Raw genomic sequence first — 16,965 nt, forward strand, 5'->3', positions numbered from 1 at the left:
AATTATAATTATAGAAAAAATAGTGTAATATGCAACAAATTGACTAATTTTTAATTATAATTTATAATTAATTAAAAAATTATGTAACCGCTTACATGAAAAGAGGTGAGTGATATGAGTAAATTTAATGACGCGTTGGAAAAGCACTTGTTGCCACTAGCCACTAAGTTAGGTTCGAATAAAATATTAATATCATTACGCGACGGTATTATTGTTGCTATGCCATTAATTATTATTGGTTCTCTCTTTTTAGTGATTAGTGGTATTGCTATTCCTGGATGGATTGAATGGCTAGAGCAACAAGGAATTCAGCAATATTTGTTAAAAGCAGTGAATGGTACGTTTGGGTTGATGGGATTAGTTGCTAGTTTTGGAGTTGCACATAGTATAGCGAAACAGTATAAAACAGACGGTGTGTCTGCTGGTATTATTGCGATGTCAGCCTTTTTAGTTGTTACACCAACAGTGATGTCAAAAGGGAAAGCATCAGAAGAAGCTATTCCTCAAATATTTATGGGGAGTCAAGGGTTGTTTGTAGCTTTAATCATTGGAATTGTTTCAGGATTAATATTTCAATGGTTTATTAATCGAGATATCAGAATAAAGATGCCAGAGCAAGTACCACCAGCAGTTTCAAAAAGTTTTAGTGCTTTGATACCTGGGACAGTCATTATTATGTTGTGGCTTATCATTTATATCATACTAGATAAATTGCCTTTTGGTAATATTCATGAAGTCATTGTGAATACACTAGGTGTACCATTAAGCATTTTAGGCGGTTCCTTAATAGGAACTATTATTTTAGTAGGGCTTAATAGTATGTTTTGGTTTGTTGGTATACATGGTGCAAATGTAGTTAATGCTGTAATGCAACCTATTTGGTTGAAAAATATTGATGAAAATCGTATCGCTTATCAAGCCGATCCAAACGGTGAGTTACCGCATATTATTACTCAACCATTTATTGATAATTTTGTGTTTATGGGGGGCGGTGGTTCTACTATAGGATTAGTTATAGTTATTGCAATCATAGCGTTAAAACATAAAGCAAGTAAAATTACAAAAATGATGGCACCTTTAACATTGACTCCAGGGATATTCAACATTAATGAACCAACCTTGTTTGGAATTCCCGTAGTTTTAAATGTAAGACTCATAGTACCTTTTATTTTGGCGCCGATGATTAACGCTACTATAACGTATTTTGCGATGGCAACTGGATTAGTACATTTAACAAATGGTACAGCTATGCCTTGGACAATGCCTCCAATAATTAGTGGATTTTTAGCAACCGGTCATATTAGTGGTTCAATTGTACAAATTGTCTGTATCATTATTGATATTGTTATTTATTATCCATTTTATAGAGCGTTAGAAAGATATAATTTGTATATGGAAACACAAGAAAAATCGTCATCGAATAATAATCAATAACGAAAGGAAGATTTTATGGTTAAAAGATTAATTAGCGCTAATGCATCTGAAATTGTTGCCATGACTCCTACAGAATTGAAACAAAGTATTAAAGCGAGTGATGGCAGAGTTATTTTATCTGAAAATGTGGTTACACGCATACCAATTATTCCAGATATTTCTAATGCTGAATTGGCTAGGGCATTTGGTGCAGATTTAATTCTCTTAAATGGCTTAGACGCATTAGAACCTGCAATTGTGAATATTGAAGGGGAAAATAGCATTGAACTCTTAAAGCGTTATGTTGGAAGACCAATAGGCGTTAATATAGAACCAGTTGACGAAACAGCTAATATGAATGAAACGAAGTTAACTATAGCAACAGGAAGACAAGCGAATCCTCAAACTGTTCAAGCGTTAGAAAAATTAAAAATTGATTTTGTCTGTATGACTGGTAACCCGGGGACTGGTGTGACTAATGCCAAAATAACTGAAGCGATTAAAACTACACGTACGCACTTTTCCGGATTAATTATTGCTGGAAAAATGCATAGTGCGGGCGTTGATGAACCTGTCATTACAGAAAAATATGTTAAGCACTTTATGGACGCCGGCGCCGATATCATTTTAGTACCTTCGATTGGTACAGTTCCTGGATTCGATGAAAGTCAGTTAAAAACAATAGTGACTACAGTACATCAACATGGGGGATTAGTAATGTCAGCTATTGGAACAAGCCAAGAAAGTTCTGACGTGAGTACAATTAGGGATTTTGCTCTTAAAAATAAAATGTGCGGGGTAGATATACAACATATTGGCGATGCAGGATATGGAGGACTAGCACCAGTTGAGAATATTTACGAAATGAGTAAGGCGATTCGTGGAGCAAGACATACGATTTCTATGATAGCAAGATCAATCAACCGATAAAAATACTTAAAGAGGTGGAGAACATGTCTCAAAAAACTATTATGTTAGTATGTTCAGCTGGAATGAGTACCAGTATATTAGTGAAGAAAATTGAAGAAGCAGCAGCATCTAAAAATTTAGATAGAAGCGTATTTGCAGTTTCTACTACTGAAGCAGATGAAAATATTGATAAAGGTAATATTGATGTTTTGCTATTGGGACCGCAAGTGCGTTTTCAGAAGGAAAGTTATGAAGAAAAAGCACAAAGTGTTGGTACAAAAATCGCTGTTATACCTATGACAGATTACGGCACAATGAATGGTGAAAATGTACTGGAGTTGGCAGAATCTTTAATGACTGAATAGGTGGGATACTATGGCAGAAGATAAAAGTATATCTCAAGCAATGCAGTTAATTGCTTTCGGAGGAGATGCAAAAAGTCATGCAATGGAGGCGATACATGCTGCAAAAAAAGGTGATTTTCAAACAGCTCATACAAAAGTGCAAGCTGCAGAAAAATCATTAGTATCAGCACATAATGTACAAACAGATATGCTGACTGCAGAAGCACAAGGTGAGATACAAGCTATCACACTTTTAACGGTGCATAGCCAAGATCATTTGATGACAGGAATAGCATTTAATGACTTAGCAAAAGAAATTATAGAATTATATCAAACGATACAACAATTATAACTTTTATTTTAAACGCACTATACAATGTGAGAATCATTTAATAGTGCGTTCTTATTGTGGAAATAACGCCGTCCTAACATTTGCGTCTAAGTATGTTACTGACATTAAGTTATAGGCAATTGTAAAATAAATGTATAAATTAATACTGAGTAGTTGACTAATTGTGGGTATGGGTCTAAACTGTTTTTATTCCGATTAGAATAATAAGGATGGAGGTTTTGTGATGAAGAAGATTTTTTATGGTCTGGTTGCAGGGGTTATTGCACTGACGTTAACAGCTTGTGGCAATGAATCATCTGATAAGAAAAGTGATACAAAAACTGTAAGTGAGGATAAAACATTTGTCGTAGGTACAGAAGGAACATATGCACCTTTCTCATTTCATGATAAGAATGATAAATTAACTGGGTACGATATTGATGTGACAAAAGCAGTTGCAAAAGAAATGGGTTATAAAGTTAAATTTAAAGAAACACAATGGGACTCAATGTTTGCTGGTTTGGATTCAGGACGTTTTAATGTTATAGCAAACCAAGTAGGTATTAATAAAGAACGTAAAGAGAAGTATAAATTTTCTGAGCCATACACTTATTCACATGGTGTGTTGGTTGTAAATGAAAATAATAAAAAGATTAAATCTTTTGATGACGTTAAAGGTAAAAAGTTAGCACAAACATTTACATCAAATTATGGAAAATTAGCGAAATCTAAAGGTGCTGAAATTACGAAAGTAGATGGTTTTAACCAAGCTATGGATTTATTACAATCTAACCGTGTTGAAGGTACGTTTAATGATAATATTTCGTATTTAGACTATAAAAAACAAAAACCAAATGCAAAAGTGAAAGCAATCGAAGGAGATGCAGAAAAGAGTCAGTCTGCATTTACATTTAGTAAAAAAGAAGATGACAAAACAATCAAAGAAGTAAATAAAGCTGTTAAAAAATTAAAAGATAATGGCGAACTAGCGAAAATAAGTAAGAAATGGTTTGGCGAAGATGTTTCTAAACCTTAATGATGAACAACAACATGCATTAAACGCAGCAGGGCAAGCATTTTTACCTATGCTGGAAGGTCTTGTGAAATATTCGATTCCAATAACTTTAGTAACGTTTGTATTGGGGTTAATCATTGCACTATTTACTGCATTGATGAGAATATCCACAAGTCGTGTGTTGAGAGGTATCGCACGCTTTTACATTTCAATTATTCGTGGAACGCCAATGATTGTACAATTATTTATTATCTTTTATGGAATTCCGGAATTAGGTCGGTTAATAACGAACAATTCAGAGAATCAATGGACTTTAGCACCTGTTGTAGCAGCAATTATAGGACTATCCTTAAATGTTGGTGCTTATGCCTCAGAAATAATTCGAGGGGGCATTATATCTATTCCTAAAGGCCAAACGGAAGCGGCATATTCTATAGGGATGAATTATAGACAGACAGTGCAACGTATTATTTTACCTCAAGCCATTCGTGTATCAGTACCAGCTTTAGGTAATACATTTTTAAGTTTAATCAAAGATACGTCTTTATTAGGATTTATCCTAGTTGCTGAAATGTTCAGGAAGGCTCAAGAAGTTGCATCTACAACATATGAATATTTAACTATTTATATTTTAGTTGCTATTTTGTACTGGGTTGTATGTTTTATCATTTCAATCGTACAAAACTACTATGAATCTTACCTAGAAAGAGGGTATCGTACATGATTGAATTGAATAATATTCACAAAGCTTTCGGGACTAAATCAGTCATCAAAGGTATTGATTTATCGGTAGAACAAGGAGAAGTGGTAACACTGATTGGACGTTCAGGTTCTGGTAAAACAACTTTACTACGAATGATCAATGCCTTAGAGTTACCATCTGAGGGAACAGTGTATGTCGATGGTATAACTTATAAAAATGACGATAAAAAATCACAAATTGCGGTACGCCAAAAGTCAGGTATGGTATTCCAAAGTTATAATTTATTTCCACATAAAACAGCAATTGAAAATGTCATGGAAGGTTTAGTGACTGTAAAAAAATTAAAAAAAGCAGAAGCGGAACAACAAGCGCTTGCGCTATTAGAAAAAGTGGGATTAACTGAAGTAAAAGACCAACGACCATTAGCATTATCTGGTGGGCAACAGCAACGTGTCGCAATCGCTCGTGCATTAGCGATGAACCCTAAAGTTATGTTGTTTGATGAACCAACTTCTGCGTTAGATCCTGAGCTCGTAAATGATGTCTTAAAAGTTATTAAGGATTTAGCACAAGAAGGTATGACTATGGTGATTGTTACACATGAAATGCGTTTTGCTAAAGAAGTGTCTAATAAAATCGTCTTTATTCATGATGGTGTTATTGGGGAGCAAGGTGCACCAGATCAAATCATTAACCATCCACAAACAACACAATTACAAAGATTTTTAAATGTCATTAGAGATGTAGAGTAGAAAGTTCAATATTAAATAATGACCCTTAAGGGATAAGATAGTTAATCAAATGTTAATATTTGATTACTATCTTATCCCTTTTTTATTATAATAATGTTTAATTATAGATGTGCACTCTTTCGGATTAGATGACGAATGAGATTACACATCTATATCCTTAAGAAAACGGTTACAATAAATGTGTGAGGAGGCAATTGAATTGTTAAGTATGAGGCAACGTAAAATTGTAGATTATGTGGTAGCACAAGCATCTTTTATAGCAATTCATGATTTAGCAGCACAATTAAAAGTGACGAATCGTACAATTCAATATGATTTAGAAATGATTGAAGCTTCAGCATCAGACTTAGACTTGAAGATTGAACGGAACAAGTCCAAGGGTGTAAAAATGACGAAATTGAATGTGACTAATGCTAAATTAACTCAATCTGCTGTGCGACCGACACTTCATTATGATAAAAGTGAACGCATACTTTACATTACTTTAAAATTATTTGAATCATCTGAACCTACATCCTCACAAACATTTGCGGCAATGGTCTCAGTGTCTAGGAGAACGATAGTCGAAGATTTAAAGGTAGTTCAAACTTGGTTAGAAAGTAATGGATTGTCACTCGTGTATAAAAAGAATAAAGGTTTTGTAATTGAAGGTGAAGAAAGCAATTTTCGCAAAGCATATGCAGCACGGGTTAATGAATATTTTCAAACGCATACACATTATATGGGGAATCAATTATTTTCTAATGATGAGTTAAAACAAATTCGTTTAGCAGTTATTTCTACTTTGTCAGACAATAATTACCATTTGGTTCAAAGTGCAATCGATGGATTGATTTATCATATTTTAATTGCCATTCATCGTACACGTAGTAATGATGTATTTGAAATACCTACAATAGAATATGACAAATTAGTACAAACGGAACAGTTCCGTATTGCTATGGAGTTGACTGACAAATTAGAAACCGCATTTTTAGTTGAATTTCCACCTAGTGAGTCTGCGTTTATTACGCTACATCTACTCGGGGCTAAAAGTGTAGCAGAAAATGACGTCTTTGAAGACGCTGATGAATTAGAAATATTAACGCATCAATTAGTCGAACTTATGAGTGGTGAACTAGGGGTTAATCTATTATCTGATAATAAATTACTCGATGGTTTAGTCGTTCATTTGCGACCTGCCATTCATAGGATGAAATTTAAATTGACTCATAAAAATCCTTTGAATGATGAAATTACTCAGCAATACGCGAATATTATTCAAGCTTTAAAACATCATGTCTGGTTGATTGAACAAGCATATAATATTGAATTTGAAGCGGATGAGTTGTCTTATATTACTATTCATTTTGCTTCCGCAATTGAGCGCTTATCATCAAGTACAAAGCCAGCAATTAAAGTAGTGTTGTTATGTGGTTCTGGTATCGGGACATCGCAATTATTAAAAAGTAAGATTAAAAATATATATCCAGAGTTAGAGGTAATTGATGCATACTCAGTATACGAAATCGATGATTCACAGCTACGCAATGAGCGTATAGATTATGTGATTTCGACAGTAGAGGTGACACAATTATCTGTTCCGATAGTTAGAGTTAGTCCATTTTTAACTCAAGAAGATCGCATGCAATTGAACGATATTATTAATGCCTCAAGAGAAAAATATGTCAATGATGTCAAAATGTTAGGTCCTAATTTGCAGGATGTCTTACCTAAAGAGCACATCATCACTCATCAGCCAAAAGTAACTAGAAATAGTGCAATTCAACAAGCAGTAGACATATTAGTTGCCAAATCAATTGTAGATATAAATTACGGTCAAGATATTATCAATCAATTAGATGCGTTTGGTCCGTATATGGTTATTAGTCCACATATTGCGTTAATACATGCGCAACATAAACATGTACGCCAAGGTGTCGGATTTAGTATCGTCCACTTTGCAGAAGGTATTAAGTTTGACCATGAACAGTATGATCCGGTAAACGTAATTATTACGTTAGCAACCGAGCAACCGCAAATACATTTGAATGCCTTGCGACAACTAAGCGAATTAATTATGGATGAAACTACGAGAACACATTTATTACAAGGAGATAAGCCACAAATTATTGAAGCTATCAAGCAAATTAGTATTAAGGAGGATATTGCTAAATGGCCTTAGAGATTTTAACGTCAGATAAAGTGCAAATTAAAGATCATGTGGAGCATTGGTCTGAAGCTATAGATATTGCAGCACAACCATTGTTAAATCAACGCTATTTTGACCAACCTTATATTACGGCAATGATTAACAGTGTGAAATCATTAGGGCCCTATATTGTGATTGCGCCTGAAATTGCAATTGCGCATGCACGACCCGATTCACATGTGCATAAAGTTGGATTGAGTTTACTAAAACTTAATCAGCATATTAACTTTTCAGAAGAAGGACATTTTGCGTCGTTAGTTTTTGTACTAAGTGCAGTCGATAATACAGCACATTTAGAAATATTAAAACAATTAGCACAAATTTTAGGCGATAAGCAAACAGTCGAAGAATTACTATCAGCACAAAATAATACAGAGATTATTAATATATTAAAAGGAGAATGATGAAAATGAAAATTTTAGTAGTATGTGGTCATGGATTAGGTAGCAGCTTTATGGTGGAAATGAATGCACAAGAGGCTTTGAAAAATTTAAATGCACCTACAGATATTACAGTTGAGCATAGTGACGTTATGACTGCGAGCCCAGATATGGCCGAATTATTTATTTGTGGTCGTGACTTAGAAGAAAACACTAAAAATTTAGGTGACGTACTGGTTTTAGACAATATTTTAGATAAAGAAGAATTACAAACTAAATTAAATGATAAATTGCAAGAACTAGGTAAATTATAAACCATTGATTGGAGGGGATGTTATGCAAGCAATATTAGATTTTATTGTAGATGTATTAAGTCAACCTGCTATTCTTGTTGCAATGATTGCATTAATTGGTCTGATCGTACAAAAGAAATCAGCAGTTGATGTTACATCAGGAACAATTAAAACTGTATTAGGCTTTTTAGTGTTAAGTGCTGGAGCTAGTGTAGTCACACAATCATTAGAACCTTTTGGAAAAATATTCCAACACGCTTTTGGCGTGCAAGGGGTAGTGCCAAATAATGAAGCAATTATCTCTATTGCGTTAGAAAAATATGGTACGACAGCAGCATTGATTATGGTGTTTGGAATGATTGTGAACATATTAATTGCACGCTTTTCCAATTTGAAGTATATATTTTTAACTGGGCACCATACGTTTTATATGGCAGCATTTTTAGCAATTTTATTATCTGTCGGCAAAATTACAGGTACATTAACAGTTGTGATTGGTGCGATTATTTTAGGTTTAATTATGGCCATATTACCAGCCTTAGCGCATCCAACGATGCAAAAAATTACCGGTAATAATCAAGTAGCTTTAGGACATTTTGGGACAATTAGTTATTGGGCTGCAGGTGAAGTCGGTAAATTATTTAAAGGAAAATCAAAATCAACTGAAGACATTAACTTTCCGAAAAGTCTTGGTTTCTTAAGAGAAAGTACGATTAGTATTTCAATTACGATGACCTTACTTTATTTTATAGCTTCACTATTTGCTGGACCAGCATTTGTACATTCAGATATTAGTGATGGGCAAAACTTCATTGTATTTTCATTAATACAAGGTGTTACATTTGCAGCCGGGGTATTTATTATTTTAACTGGAGTACGTTTGATTTTAGCTGAAATTGTACCAGCATTTAAAGGTATTTCAGAGAAACTTGTACCAAATACGAAACCAGCATTAGATTGTCCGATTGTCTTTCCATATGCACAAAATGCAGTGTTAATTGGCTTTTTTGTAAGTTTCATTGTTGGTGTAATAGGAATGTTTGTCTTGTTTTTATTTGGTGGTGTAGTTATTTTACCAGGCGTTGTTGCACACTTCTTTTTAGGAGCAACATCAGGTGTATTTGGTAATGCACGTGGCGGTATTCGAGGCGCGGTAGCAGGTTCAGCACTAAATGGCTTGCTCATTACGTTCTTACCATTATTGTTCTTACCTTTCTTAGGTGACTTAGGTGGTGCAGCCACAACATTCTCAGATACTGACTTTTTAGCGGTAGGTATAATTTTTGGGAATGTAGCCAAATATTTAGGTGTAATTGGCATTGTAGTACTAATTATTATTTTAGCAGTAATTTCAATATTGATTCAAAAACGTACGAATCAAAAAGAGGCATAATAAAAAAGAGATACTCACATGAGTATCTCTTTTTATGTACGCTTTCCGCGGGCACTGCATTAGCCTTTAGTCGGTCAAATCACTGACAATACTATAATTTATAAATTATCAGTGGTAGTTATTATGTTGAATCAATCAATGAGTCAAACAACTCAAGAAATAGAAAAAATGAAGCTTTATGTCGATAATTGTACTATAGTTTTATAGATATTATGCTAATCTATGAGAGCATTTCATTATAGACATTTAAGTTTTGGTAAACGGATGTTAGTAATGGCGCAGGGAAATCGTATTGATTCGCTAATGATAAAATATAGCCTTGAATATGTTGACCTTCAATATTTAACCCACGCTCCATATCACGTTGCATGGATGTTTTAAAGTGATAGGACAGATTATCTAACGACTTCATATACCGTTTCACTATATCTTCTGAAATAGGCGCTTGATGTGCTTGCATGATACTAGCAACTTCTTGATACATTGCTTCAATATACGGCTTACCACCTTCGCTATCACGAATAGGGCCAATTGGTGCATGCATTAATGTAGTTACACTAAACAGTACAGTAATCATTAAGTATTTATGCCACATATCACGCTTGATGTGCTCACTTAAAATAAATTTTGCTTTCGTACCTGCAAAAGCATCGGCGATTTGTTGTACGCGTTCTGACGTGGTTCCATCAAGCTCACCAAAAATAAGTTGATCAAAATCACTCGTATGGCTCACTTCACCTAATGGATCTAACGTAGTTTCAATGATACATAACCCACCCAAAATACGTTCACGACCAAATGCTTGTTGGAGTGTGGCAATATGAGCAATACCATTGAGTAAGGGGATAATGACTGTATTTGGTCCCACGAAAGGTCGTAAATCTTCGATAGATTGTTCTAAATGATAAGCTTTAGAAGACAATAACACAATATCAAAAGGTTCTACATCTTGTTGTGCCGTTATTAATTTTGGTTGGAAAGCATAATTACCATTTACGCTATTAATGACTAAACCATTTTTTTCAAGCGATGCTTTACGTTTGGGGCGGACTAAAAAGGTAACATCTTTACCTTGTTCAGCTAATCTACCTCCGAAATATCCGCCAATGCCGCCTGCACCTAATACTAAAATACGCATAGAAAACACTCCTAAAATATGTATTTTTACTGGATGACACTAGTGTTTGAACGTGAATAATGATTCACATAAGTTATTGGAATTATATTATTTTTACCCCAAAAAATCGAGATGTAACGAATTTTAATAAAAATTGTGATTAATTCTCTAAAAATAAGCATCAAGCTAATAAAATGTGGAAGCTCTTTACATTGATTAGTGCTGGAGTACTGTTCCATGTGAAACAAAAAGTAACGTAGCATACAATGGTTTAGAGTATGTACGTTACTTTTCTTTTAGGATTAAATATCATTTTACATACTTATTTCATGTAATTTTGTGCAATTTAGCAACAATTATAAATCTTTACGTTGAAATAATAAGAGCCCAAAAACAGTTATACATAGTGCTAATATTATTAAAATAATTAAAGGTAATACTGTAAAATCGTCTATCGGTATTTGTGGAATATGATGAAAGGGTGTTAAATTTTTCAGCCATTCACGTACATTGAGCAAGTTACCTATATAGACGACTACAAAACAGTAAGCAAGATAAGCATAGACAATTGATGTCAATTTGTTTGAGACACCTAATATTAAAATACCTAAAGCTACAAAAGCTAAAATAGCAGGAATATAAATGATACCTGAACTGATGACTGAGATAAAAGATAACGGTTCATCCATGACAAAATATTGACCAATATACAATCCTAAACTTGCTAAAAAAATCATCGTAAATGCGTTAATAATACTTAAAATAATATAAGTACCAAAATAAGTAAGACGGGTCATTGGGTTTGCTAATAGCATTAATGTGTATCCGTGATGATTATCCTTTTTGAACTTAAACAATGAAATTAGCGTTGGTATTGTGGCGACCATAGCCATGACTACCATTAATGTTGGTAAAAATTGTTCAGCATAGTTATCGCCTTTGCTGACTAGCATTTGCTTTAATAATGGATTATCTTCAAAGAATGTATCTAAAGTTCCAAAAATTGAACCATAGGATAACCCAAGTAACAACATGCCACAAGCAAAGGAAATGAAAAGGGTGCGTTGTAAACGAATTTGTAATCCTAATGGTGATTTCATATAACGTTTAATGTGAGTGTGACCAGATTTTTCGGGTAAATAACCTGAGTTAATGTCTCGTTTGATTTTTAATATCATTGCGCTTGGTAGACAAATAAGTGCTAGTATCATTATGAAAACGAGTGGCCACCAATTATTTTCAGCGTACGGAAATGTTCTCGACAACCAGCCCAGTGGTGATATCAAAGACAAATCATTATCTAAACCATCGCCAATGGCTCTTATAAAATAGGACAACATTAAAATGCCAATTGTAATACCAGTAGTCCCACTGACGGTTGTTGCAAGTTGGGCTACAACTAATGTAAGAAAACCAAATAGCACTCCAATTGCGCTTAAATTCAGTGCATAAAGTAAAGAGCCGATTGTTGAAAAGCCATCTCCTGACATAACTAGTAAACCACTACCTATAGGTATAAATAGAGCAAGGTTTAATATTATAATATTTAACATAACACTCATTATTTGAGCGTGTTTACCTATAGGTAAGGCGTTTAATAATATGAGGCGTCCTCGCTCTTCATCACCTCGTGTTTGTTGTCCAACAAATAAAATGTTCATTATTGCTACTACAATTGCTGTAAATAAAAGCATTTCATGCGCAAAAACAGTAGCTATATTAACGTCATCTAATTTTATCGGGCCTAACATTGTTTTTACTGCAGGATTATCTAGCATGGGAATGACAGTATTTAATTCGCGTTGTGTTGGGTACATCGCTTTAAAAGCAGGTGGAATAATTAATGTTAATAATGCGATGCTAATGACCCATAGTGCATTAGTTACTAAATTGCGTTTGAAATAAAAGAGTGTTAAGTGTAATGTTTTGTTGAAATATTGGCGCATGACTACTCACCTTCTTCTATTGTGTCACCATAATGTCTGCGGAATAAGTCTTCTAACGTTGGTGGCTTACTTTCTAAATATGTCAAAGTAAATTGACTCAAATATTGAATAAGAGGCGTTAACTTATTTGAATCAACATCAAACGAATAACGTGAACCAGATTGTTGTATATTATGCACACCTGCTATATTAGGAAGATCATGTAAATTATGTGATGTTTCAACGATGAAGTTCATACGTGTTAAGTGGCGTAACTCAGCTAAAGTACCATTTTCTATTATTTTGCCTTTCCGAATAATGGCGACACGATCACATAGTTTTTCAACTTCACTTAAAATATGACTAGATAATAATACAGTACCATTATTAGCTTTAATTTCTTTAATACATGATTGGAATACATCTTCCATTAACGGGTCTAACCCAGATGTTGGCTCGTCGAAGATATAGAGTTCAGCATCGATACTTAATGCGGCAATTAATGCTACTTTTTGACGATTTCCTTTGGAATATGTGCCACACTTTTTACTAATATCTAAATCGAATTGCTCAATGAGACGCTCTTTTTTCGCGTAGTTGGCATGCTTATGCAAACTTAAAAAGAAATCTATAACTTCTCCTCCAGTTAAATTAGGCCATAAATTGACATCACCGGGAACAAAAGCCAAATGTTCATGTATGGTCACTACTTCTGTTAGAGCATCTTTGCCAAAGATTTCAATATTACCGGAACTAGGTGTAAGTACACCTAAAATGATTTGTAATGTTGTTGATTTACCAGCACCGTTAGGTCCAATAAAACCAAAAATTTCTCCTGGTTGTAATTTTAAATCTATACCGTCTAATGCTTTAAACTTGCCAAAGCGTTTGGTTAAGTTAGTGATATTAAGTACAGTCATTTGTGACACCTCATTTATTTATAAAATAATTTGCGCATTTCCGCTAAATATACTTCGAATTCATGAAAATAGTATGTGTAGTTATTATTAGTAATATCGTCGACAGTAAGGTGCTGTTTGACGGATTCACTGTAACCCGTAATCATAAACTGAATTAACTGTAAGGCGTGGGTTGGATTTACGTCATTTTTGAAATAATTATAATCAATATTTTCAGTCATTACATCATAACTTTGTTGTTCTAATTGTTTAATTTTGGTTACTAAGTCGTCGCTAAGTTCGTTGTCCGTAGTTGCAAGGATAGGTAAACTTAAAAAATTAATAATAGTAGGATGACTTTTTAACATTTTCATTTTTATTATCATCATAGCTTGAATTCTGTTGAAAATATCTTGCTGTGACATATCAACTTTATTAAGATACTCTTCACGAACAAACTCTAAAGCATAGTCAATTAAATAATAATACAAACTTTGTTTATTTTTAAAGTAATAAAATAATGTTCCTTTGCTAATGTTGGCAGCACTGACGATAGCATTAGTTGAAGCGTCATGAGGTCCTTTTTGCGCAAATTCATTTAAAGCAGCGTTAATAATTTGTCGTTGTTTTTTGGAATCTAGTTTGTAAAAGGCTTGATGCATAGAATCACTTCCATTATGTTAAGTGGTAATTTTACTCTAAGTATAGAACTTTTGACCATGTTGGTCAAATTAACTCTAAACGGAGCTTACTTGCTAATGATATTAATTGTAGCTACAATTAATATCATTAGTATAGATAGGTTTCTTGACTATTTGTAGAAAGGCACATTAAGTCAATGTGTTTAGTTGCTCATAATCAGCAGACATTAAAATTATTGAACAATTGTTGAAAATCTATCGGTAACTAAAACTAATATAAGCAATAGGTGGGATAGTATGGTTTTATTTTTACAGCCTGTATTTCAAGAACGCATATGGGGAGGCACACAGTTAAAGAACTTTAATTATAATATTCCTTTTGACCACACTGGTGAATGTTGGGCGATTTCAGCGCATCCCAATGGTCCCAATGTAATTACGAATGGACCTTATCAAGGATATACATTAGACCAAGTATGGGAACAAGCACCGTCATTATTTGGGGCTAGTGGACAACAGAATTTTCCTTTATTGACGAAAATTCTTGATGCCAATGATAAATTGTCAGTCCAAGTACATCCTGATGATAATTATGCACAAAAATATGAAGGGGAAAATGGTAAAACAGAATGTTGGTATATTCTAGATGCCGCACCTGATGCTGAAATTATCTATGGTGTTAACGCAGACAACCAAGATGAATTAAATCAAATGTTAGACCAAGGTGATTTTGAAACATTGTTTCATCATATTAAAGTAACAAAAGGTGATTTCTTCTATGTTCCTTCAGGGACAGTGCATGCAATTGGTAAAGGTATTATGATTTTAGAAACACAACAATCTTCTGATACTACATATAGAATTTATGATTATGAACGTACTGATAGTAATGGCAAGCAGCGCGAATTACACTTAGAACAAAGTAAAGCTGTGATTGATGTCGACCGTCAAATTCCGCAGACGAGGTTACCGAAAGAACAATACGAGCAATATACGTATCAACAACTAGTATCGACGACATTTTTTACTGTAGAAAAATGGGATATACATCAACAATTAGCATTTGATAAACAGCAACCTTATTATTTAGTGTCAGTAATAGAGGGCGAAGGTGTACTGTATATAGGACAACAACACTTTGATTTGGAAAAAGGCGCACATTTTATTCTAACTACTGAAGATCAAGATATTTATTTTACAGGAAACTTTAGTATGATCGTTAGTTATGTTTAGTGTTAAAGGGGGAGAAAGAAATGTATAGAATAGCCGTAGATATCGGAGGAACAAAAACTATTGTAGGCGTCATTGATGCACACATGACCGTTGTAGATCAGCAGACTTTCCCAACAATAACAGAGAGTCCTGAAGCAGAATTTGACCAAATACTTGAGCATGCACAAGCATTGCTACAAAAATATCAACAAATTGAGCAACAAACGTTAAATATTGCGATGCCTGGTCCGTGTGATTATCACCAAGGGATATTTTTAAATCCTCCTAACCTACAAGCGTATAAAAATTTTGATGCTGGCGCATATATAACAACACGTAGTGAATTCAAACCAGCTTTTGTAAACGACACTGATGCCGCAATACGTGCTGAAAAAAGAGCGTTGCCTGAAACAACATCTTCATTTGTATATTTAACAATTAGTACAGGTGTAGGGATGGCACTAGTCTATAATGGAGAAGTATTAGCTGGAAGCGATGGTAATATGGGGGAAATTGGACATACAATGATCAAAAGTAATAGTGACTATCAATGTCCGGTGTGCCAGCAATATGGCTGTGTGGAAAACGAAATTTCAGGCTTGGCTATTAGTCGTAAAGCGAGTACCATTTTAGAGCGTGAAGTATCGACCCAAGAAGCTATAAAGTTATATTTAAACAATGACAATGATGAAATTACTGCGATGATGGAAGAAATAATGCAAATGACAGCGCAATTATGCACTAATATTTACAATATTTTTAATGTGTATACTATTGTTTTAGGTGGTGGGGTTACACAAAGTCCCTTACCTTACGAAGAATGCATTACTACGTATGCGCAAGCACACATTTTAAATACCAATAAACCTATCAATGTAGAAGTAAGCAAATTAGAAGCAAATGTATTAACTGGTTTGTATGATGTCACGTAATATATAAAAAGCACAAGTATTTATGCAAATAATACTTGTGCTTTTTATATTGATAATTACAGGCGGTTTTTCTTAATGTGCCAATATTTTCTAATGTTTAAAGTTTTAGACAATTGATCGGATATTAGCAGACCAAGTGCAATTGAACCAGCAATTAAAATAGCGCGTATAAACGTATTACCAGCATCTGTAAAGTTCAAAGTTACTAGCTCTTGAGTTGCTCTGAATGCTAGACTTCCAGGTACAAGTGGAATGATGCCGGGAATCATAAAGATCACAACAGGTGCTTTTAATAAGCGACTTAATATGTGACTGATTAAACCTAAGGACAAACTACCTAATAAACTCGTATAAATGGTATCCATTTGAAAACTTAAATTAAAGATAAAATGTACCATATAGCCACAAGCACCAGCTAATCCAGCAGGTATAAATAATTTTTTTGGAGCATCATATATTAATGCAAAGAAGTAAGAAGCCATAAAGCTAAATAGACAGGAAAATAGTATCATAAT

18 protein-coding genes are annotated in these 16,965 nt (G+C 33.9%); 13 read left to right on the forward strand and 5 right to left on the reverse strand.

Going from position 1 to position 16,965, the window contains the following annotated elements; all coding sequences use genetic code 11:
- Positions 1 to 114: 114 nt before the first annotated feature.
- The 11 genes from KA845_RS08215 (at position 115) to KA845_RS08265 (ending at position 9,724) form a co-directional block, all read left to right on the forward strand.
- Positions 115 to 1,434 carry a PTS sugar transporter subunit IIC gene (locus KA845_RS08215; protein WP_107376615.1) on the forward strand — a complete coding sequence of 440 codons (1,320 nt, stop codon included), beginning with the start codon at positions 115 to 117 and terminating at the stop codon, positions 1,432 to 1,434.
- Between the two features lie 15 nt (positions 1,435 to 1,449).
- Positions 1,450 to 2,343: a DUF7916 family protein gene (locus KA845_RS08220; protein ID WP_107374161.1), complete on the forward strand. Its 894-nt coding sequence runs from the start codon at positions 1,450 to 1,452 to the stop codon at positions 2,341 to 2,343.
- Between the two features lie 23 nt (positions 2,344 to 2,366).
- Positions 2,367 to 2,687, forward strand: coding sequence for a PTS sugar transporter subunit IIB (locus KA845_RS08225; protein WP_107374160.1), 321 nt, complete (start codon positions 2,367 to 2,369; stop codon positions 2,685 to 2,687).
- Between the two features lie 10 nt (positions 2,688 to 2,697).
- A complete protein-coding gene (locus KA845_RS08230) occupies positions 2,698 to 3,018 on the forward strand; it encodes a PTS lactose/cellobiose transporter subunit IIA (RefSeq protein WP_210127951.1) in 321 nt (106 codons plus the stop codon).
- Positions 3,019 to 3,241: 223 nt separating this feature from the next.
- The gene (locus KA845_RS08235) at positions 3,242 to 4,033 is read left to right on the forward strand and encodes an amino acid ABC transporter substrate-binding protein (protein WP_204176711.1); all 792 of its coding nucleotides are present in this window, start codon (positions 3,242 to 3,244) and stop codon (positions 4,031 to 4,033) included.
- A complete protein-coding gene (locus KA845_RS08240) occupies positions 4,017 to 4,736 on the forward strand; it encodes an amino acid ABC transporter permease (protein WP_021459647.1) in 720 nt (239 codons plus the stop codon). Before KA845_RS08235 ends, KA845_RS08240 begins: the two co-directional genes overlap by 17 nt.
- Positions 4,733 to 5,467 carry an amino acid ABC transporter ATP-binding protein gene (locus KA845_RS08245; RefSeq protein ID WP_021459646.1) on the forward strand — a complete coding sequence of 245 codons (735 nt, stop codon included), beginning with the start codon at positions 4,733 to 4,735 and terminating at the stop codon, positions 5,465 to 5,467. Before KA845_RS08240 ends, KA845_RS08245 begins: the two co-directional genes overlap by 4 nt.
- Positions 5,468 to 5,675: 208 nt before the next feature.
- The gene (locus KA845_RS08250; RefSeq protein WP_313661883.1) at positions 5,676 to 7,631 is read left to right on the forward strand and encodes a BglG family transcription antiterminator; all 1,956 of its coding nucleotides are present in this window, start codon (positions 5,676 to 5,678) and stop codon (positions 7,629 to 7,631) included.
- On the forward strand, positions 7,622 to 8,062 hold the full coding sequence (locus tag KA845_RS08255; protein ID WP_103388206.1) for a PTS sugar transporter subunit IIA: 441 nt from the start codon (positions 7,622 to 7,624) through the stop codon (positions 8,060 to 8,062). Before KA845_RS08250 ends, KA845_RS08255 begins: the two co-directional genes overlap by 10 nt.
- 5 nt (positions 8,063 to 8,067) lie before the next feature.
- A complete protein-coding gene (locus KA845_RS08260; RefSeq protein ID WP_002508848.1) occupies positions 8,068 to 8,352 on the forward strand; it encodes a PTS sugar transporter subunit IIB in 285 nt (94 codons plus the stop codon).
- A gap of 22 nt (positions 8,353 to 8,374) precedes the next feature.
- Positions 8,375 to 9,724, forward strand: coding sequence for a PTS ascorbate transporter subunit IIC (locus tag KA845_RS08265; protein WP_103388205.1), 1,350 nt, complete (start codon positions 8,375 to 8,377; stop codon positions 9,722 to 9,724).
- A 220-nt stretch (positions 9,725 to 9,944) separates the two neighbouring features.
- On the opposite strand, the gene panE is transcribed toward KA845_RS08265, so the two are convergent.
- The 4 genes from panE to KA845_RS08285 form a co-directional block, all read right to left on the reverse strand.
- A complete protein-coding gene (gene panE / locus KA845_RS08270) occupies positions 9,945 to 10,862 on the reverse strand; it encodes a 2-dehydropantoate 2-reductase (RefSeq protein WP_210127953.1) in 918 nt (305 codons plus the stop codon).
- A 335-nt stretch (positions 10,863 to 11,197) separates the two neighbouring features.
- On the reverse strand, positions 11,198 to 12,787 hold the full coding sequence (locus KA845_RS08275; RefSeq protein WP_021459641.1) for an ABC transporter permease: 1,590 nt from the start codon (positions 12,785 to 12,787) through the stop codon (positions 11,198 to 11,200).
- Between the two features lie 2 nt (positions 12,788 to 12,789).
- The gene (locus tag KA845_RS08280; RefSeq protein ID WP_002508844.1) at positions 12,790 to 13,686 is read right to left on the reverse strand and encodes an ABC transporter ATP-binding protein; all 897 of its coding nucleotides are present in this window, start codon (positions 13,684 to 13,686) and stop codon (positions 12,790 to 12,792) included.
- Between the two features lie 14 nt (positions 13,687 to 13,700).
- Positions 13,701 to 14,327 (reverse strand): TetR/AcrR family transcriptional regulator, encoded by a 627-nt coding sequence (locus tag KA845_RS08285; RefSeq protein WP_103388202.1) that lies wholly within the window; start codon positions 14,325 to 14,327, stop codon positions 13,701 to 13,703.
- Between the two features lie 276 nt (positions 14,328 to 14,603).
- Here KA845_RS08285 and manA point away from each other — a divergent pair, with 276 nt between their 5' ends.
- Together manA and KA845_RS08295 are read left to right on the forward strand one after the other, a co-directional pair.
- Positions 14,604 to 15,539, forward strand: coding sequence for a mannose-6-phosphate isomerase, class I (manA, locus tag KA845_RS08290; RefSeq protein ID WP_021459639.1), 936 nt, complete (start codon positions 14,604 to 14,606; stop codon positions 15,537 to 15,539).
- Between the two features lie 20 nt (positions 15,540 to 15,559).
- Positions 15,560 to 16,450, forward strand: a complete 891-nt coding sequence (locus tag KA845_RS08295; protein WP_021459638.1) for an ROK family protein — start codon at positions 15,560 to 15,562, stop codon at positions 16,448 to 16,450.
- A gap of 56 nt (positions 16,451 to 16,506) precedes the next feature.
- Here KA845_RS08295 and KA845_RS08300 read toward each other — a convergent pair whose 3' ends face one another.
- Positions 16,507 to 16,962: a threonine/serine exporter family protein gene (locus KA845_RS08300; RefSeq protein ID WP_002508840.1), complete on the reverse strand. Its 456-nt coding sequence runs from the start codon at positions 16,960 to 16,962 to the stop codon at positions 16,507 to 16,509.
- Between the last annotated feature and the right edge of the window lie 3 nt (positions 16,963 to 16,965).

Origin of the sequence: Staphylococcus sp. GDX8P114P-2, from assembly GCF_017892945.1 — a bacterium.
In the GTDB taxonomy this organism is placed as follows: Bacteria; Bacillota; Bacilli; order Staphylococcales; family Staphylococcaceae; genus Staphylococcus; species Staphylococcus arlettae.

Excerpts from the sequence above, each read along its gene's own strand:
- KA845_RS08215 (WP_107376615.1), top strand. The coding sequence starts at position 115 with ATGAGTAAATTTAATGACGCGTTGGAAAAGCACTTGTTGCCACTAGCC.
- KA845_RS08220 (WP_107374161.1), top strand. The coding sequence starts at position 1,450 with ATGGTTAAAAGATTAATTAGCGCTAATGCATCTGAAATTGTTGCCATG.
- KA845_RS08225 (WP_107374160.1), top strand. The coding sequence starts at position 2,367 with ATGTCTCAAAAAACTATTATGTTAGTATGTTCAGCTGGAATGAGTACC.
- KA845_RS08230 (WP_210127951.1), top strand. The coding sequence starts at position 2,698 with ATGGCAGAAGATAAAAGTATATCTCAAGCAATGCAGTTAATTGCTTTC.
- KA845_RS08235 (WP_204176711.1), top strand. The coding sequence starts at position 3,242 with ATGAAGAAGATTTTTTATGGTCTGGTTGCAGGGGTTATTGCACTGACG.
- KA845_RS08240 (WP_021459647.1), top strand. The coding sequence starts at position 4,017 with ATGTTTCTAAACCTTAATGATGAACAACAACATGCATTAAACGCAGCA.
- KA845_RS08245 (WP_021459646.1), top strand. The coding sequence starts at position 4,733 with ATGATTGAATTGAATAATATTCACAAAGCTTTCGGGACTAAATCAGTC.
- KA845_RS08250 (WP_313661883.1), top strand. The coding sequence starts at position 5,676 with ATGAGGCAACGTAAAATTGTAGATTATGTGGTAGCACAAGCATCTTTT.
- KA845_RS08255 (WP_103388206.1), top strand. The coding sequence starts at position 7,622 with ATGGCCTTAGAGATTTTAACGTCAGATAAAGTGCAAATTAAAGATCAT.
- KA845_RS08260 (WP_002508848.1), top strand. The coding sequence starts at position 8,068 with ATGAAAATTTTAGTAGTATGTGGTCATGGATTAGGTAGCAGCTTTATG.
- KA845_RS08265 (WP_103388205.1), top strand. The coding sequence starts at position 8,375 with ATGCAAGCAATATTAGATTTTATTGTAGATGTATTAAGTCAACCTGCT.
- panE (WP_210127953.1), bottom strand. The coding sequence starts at position 10,862 with ATGCGTATTTTAGTATTAGGTGCAGGCGGCATTGGCGGATATTTCGGA.
- KA845_RS08275 (WP_021459641.1), bottom strand. The coding sequence starts at position 12,787 with ATGCGCCAATATTTCAACAAAACATTACACTTAACACTCTTTTATTTC.
- KA845_RS08280 (WP_002508844.1), bottom strand. The coding sequence starts at position 13,686 with ATGACTGTACTTAATATCACTAACTTAACCAAACGCTTTGGCAAGTTT.
- KA845_RS08285 (WP_103388202.1), bottom strand. The coding sequence starts at position 14,327 with ATGCATCAAGCCTTTTACAAACTAGATTCCAAAAAACAACGACAAATT.
- manA (WP_021459639.1), top strand. The coding sequence starts at position 14,604 with ATGGTTTTATTTTTACAGCCTGTATTTCAAGAACGCATATGGGGAGGC.
- KA845_RS08295 (WP_021459638.1), top strand. The coding sequence starts at position 15,560 with ATGTATAGAATAGCCGTAGATATCGGAGGAACAAAAACTATTGTAGGC.
- KA845_RS08300 (WP_002508840.1), bottom strand. The coding sequence starts at position 16,962 with ATGATACTATTTTCCTGTCTATTTAGCTTTATGGCTTCTTACTTCTTT.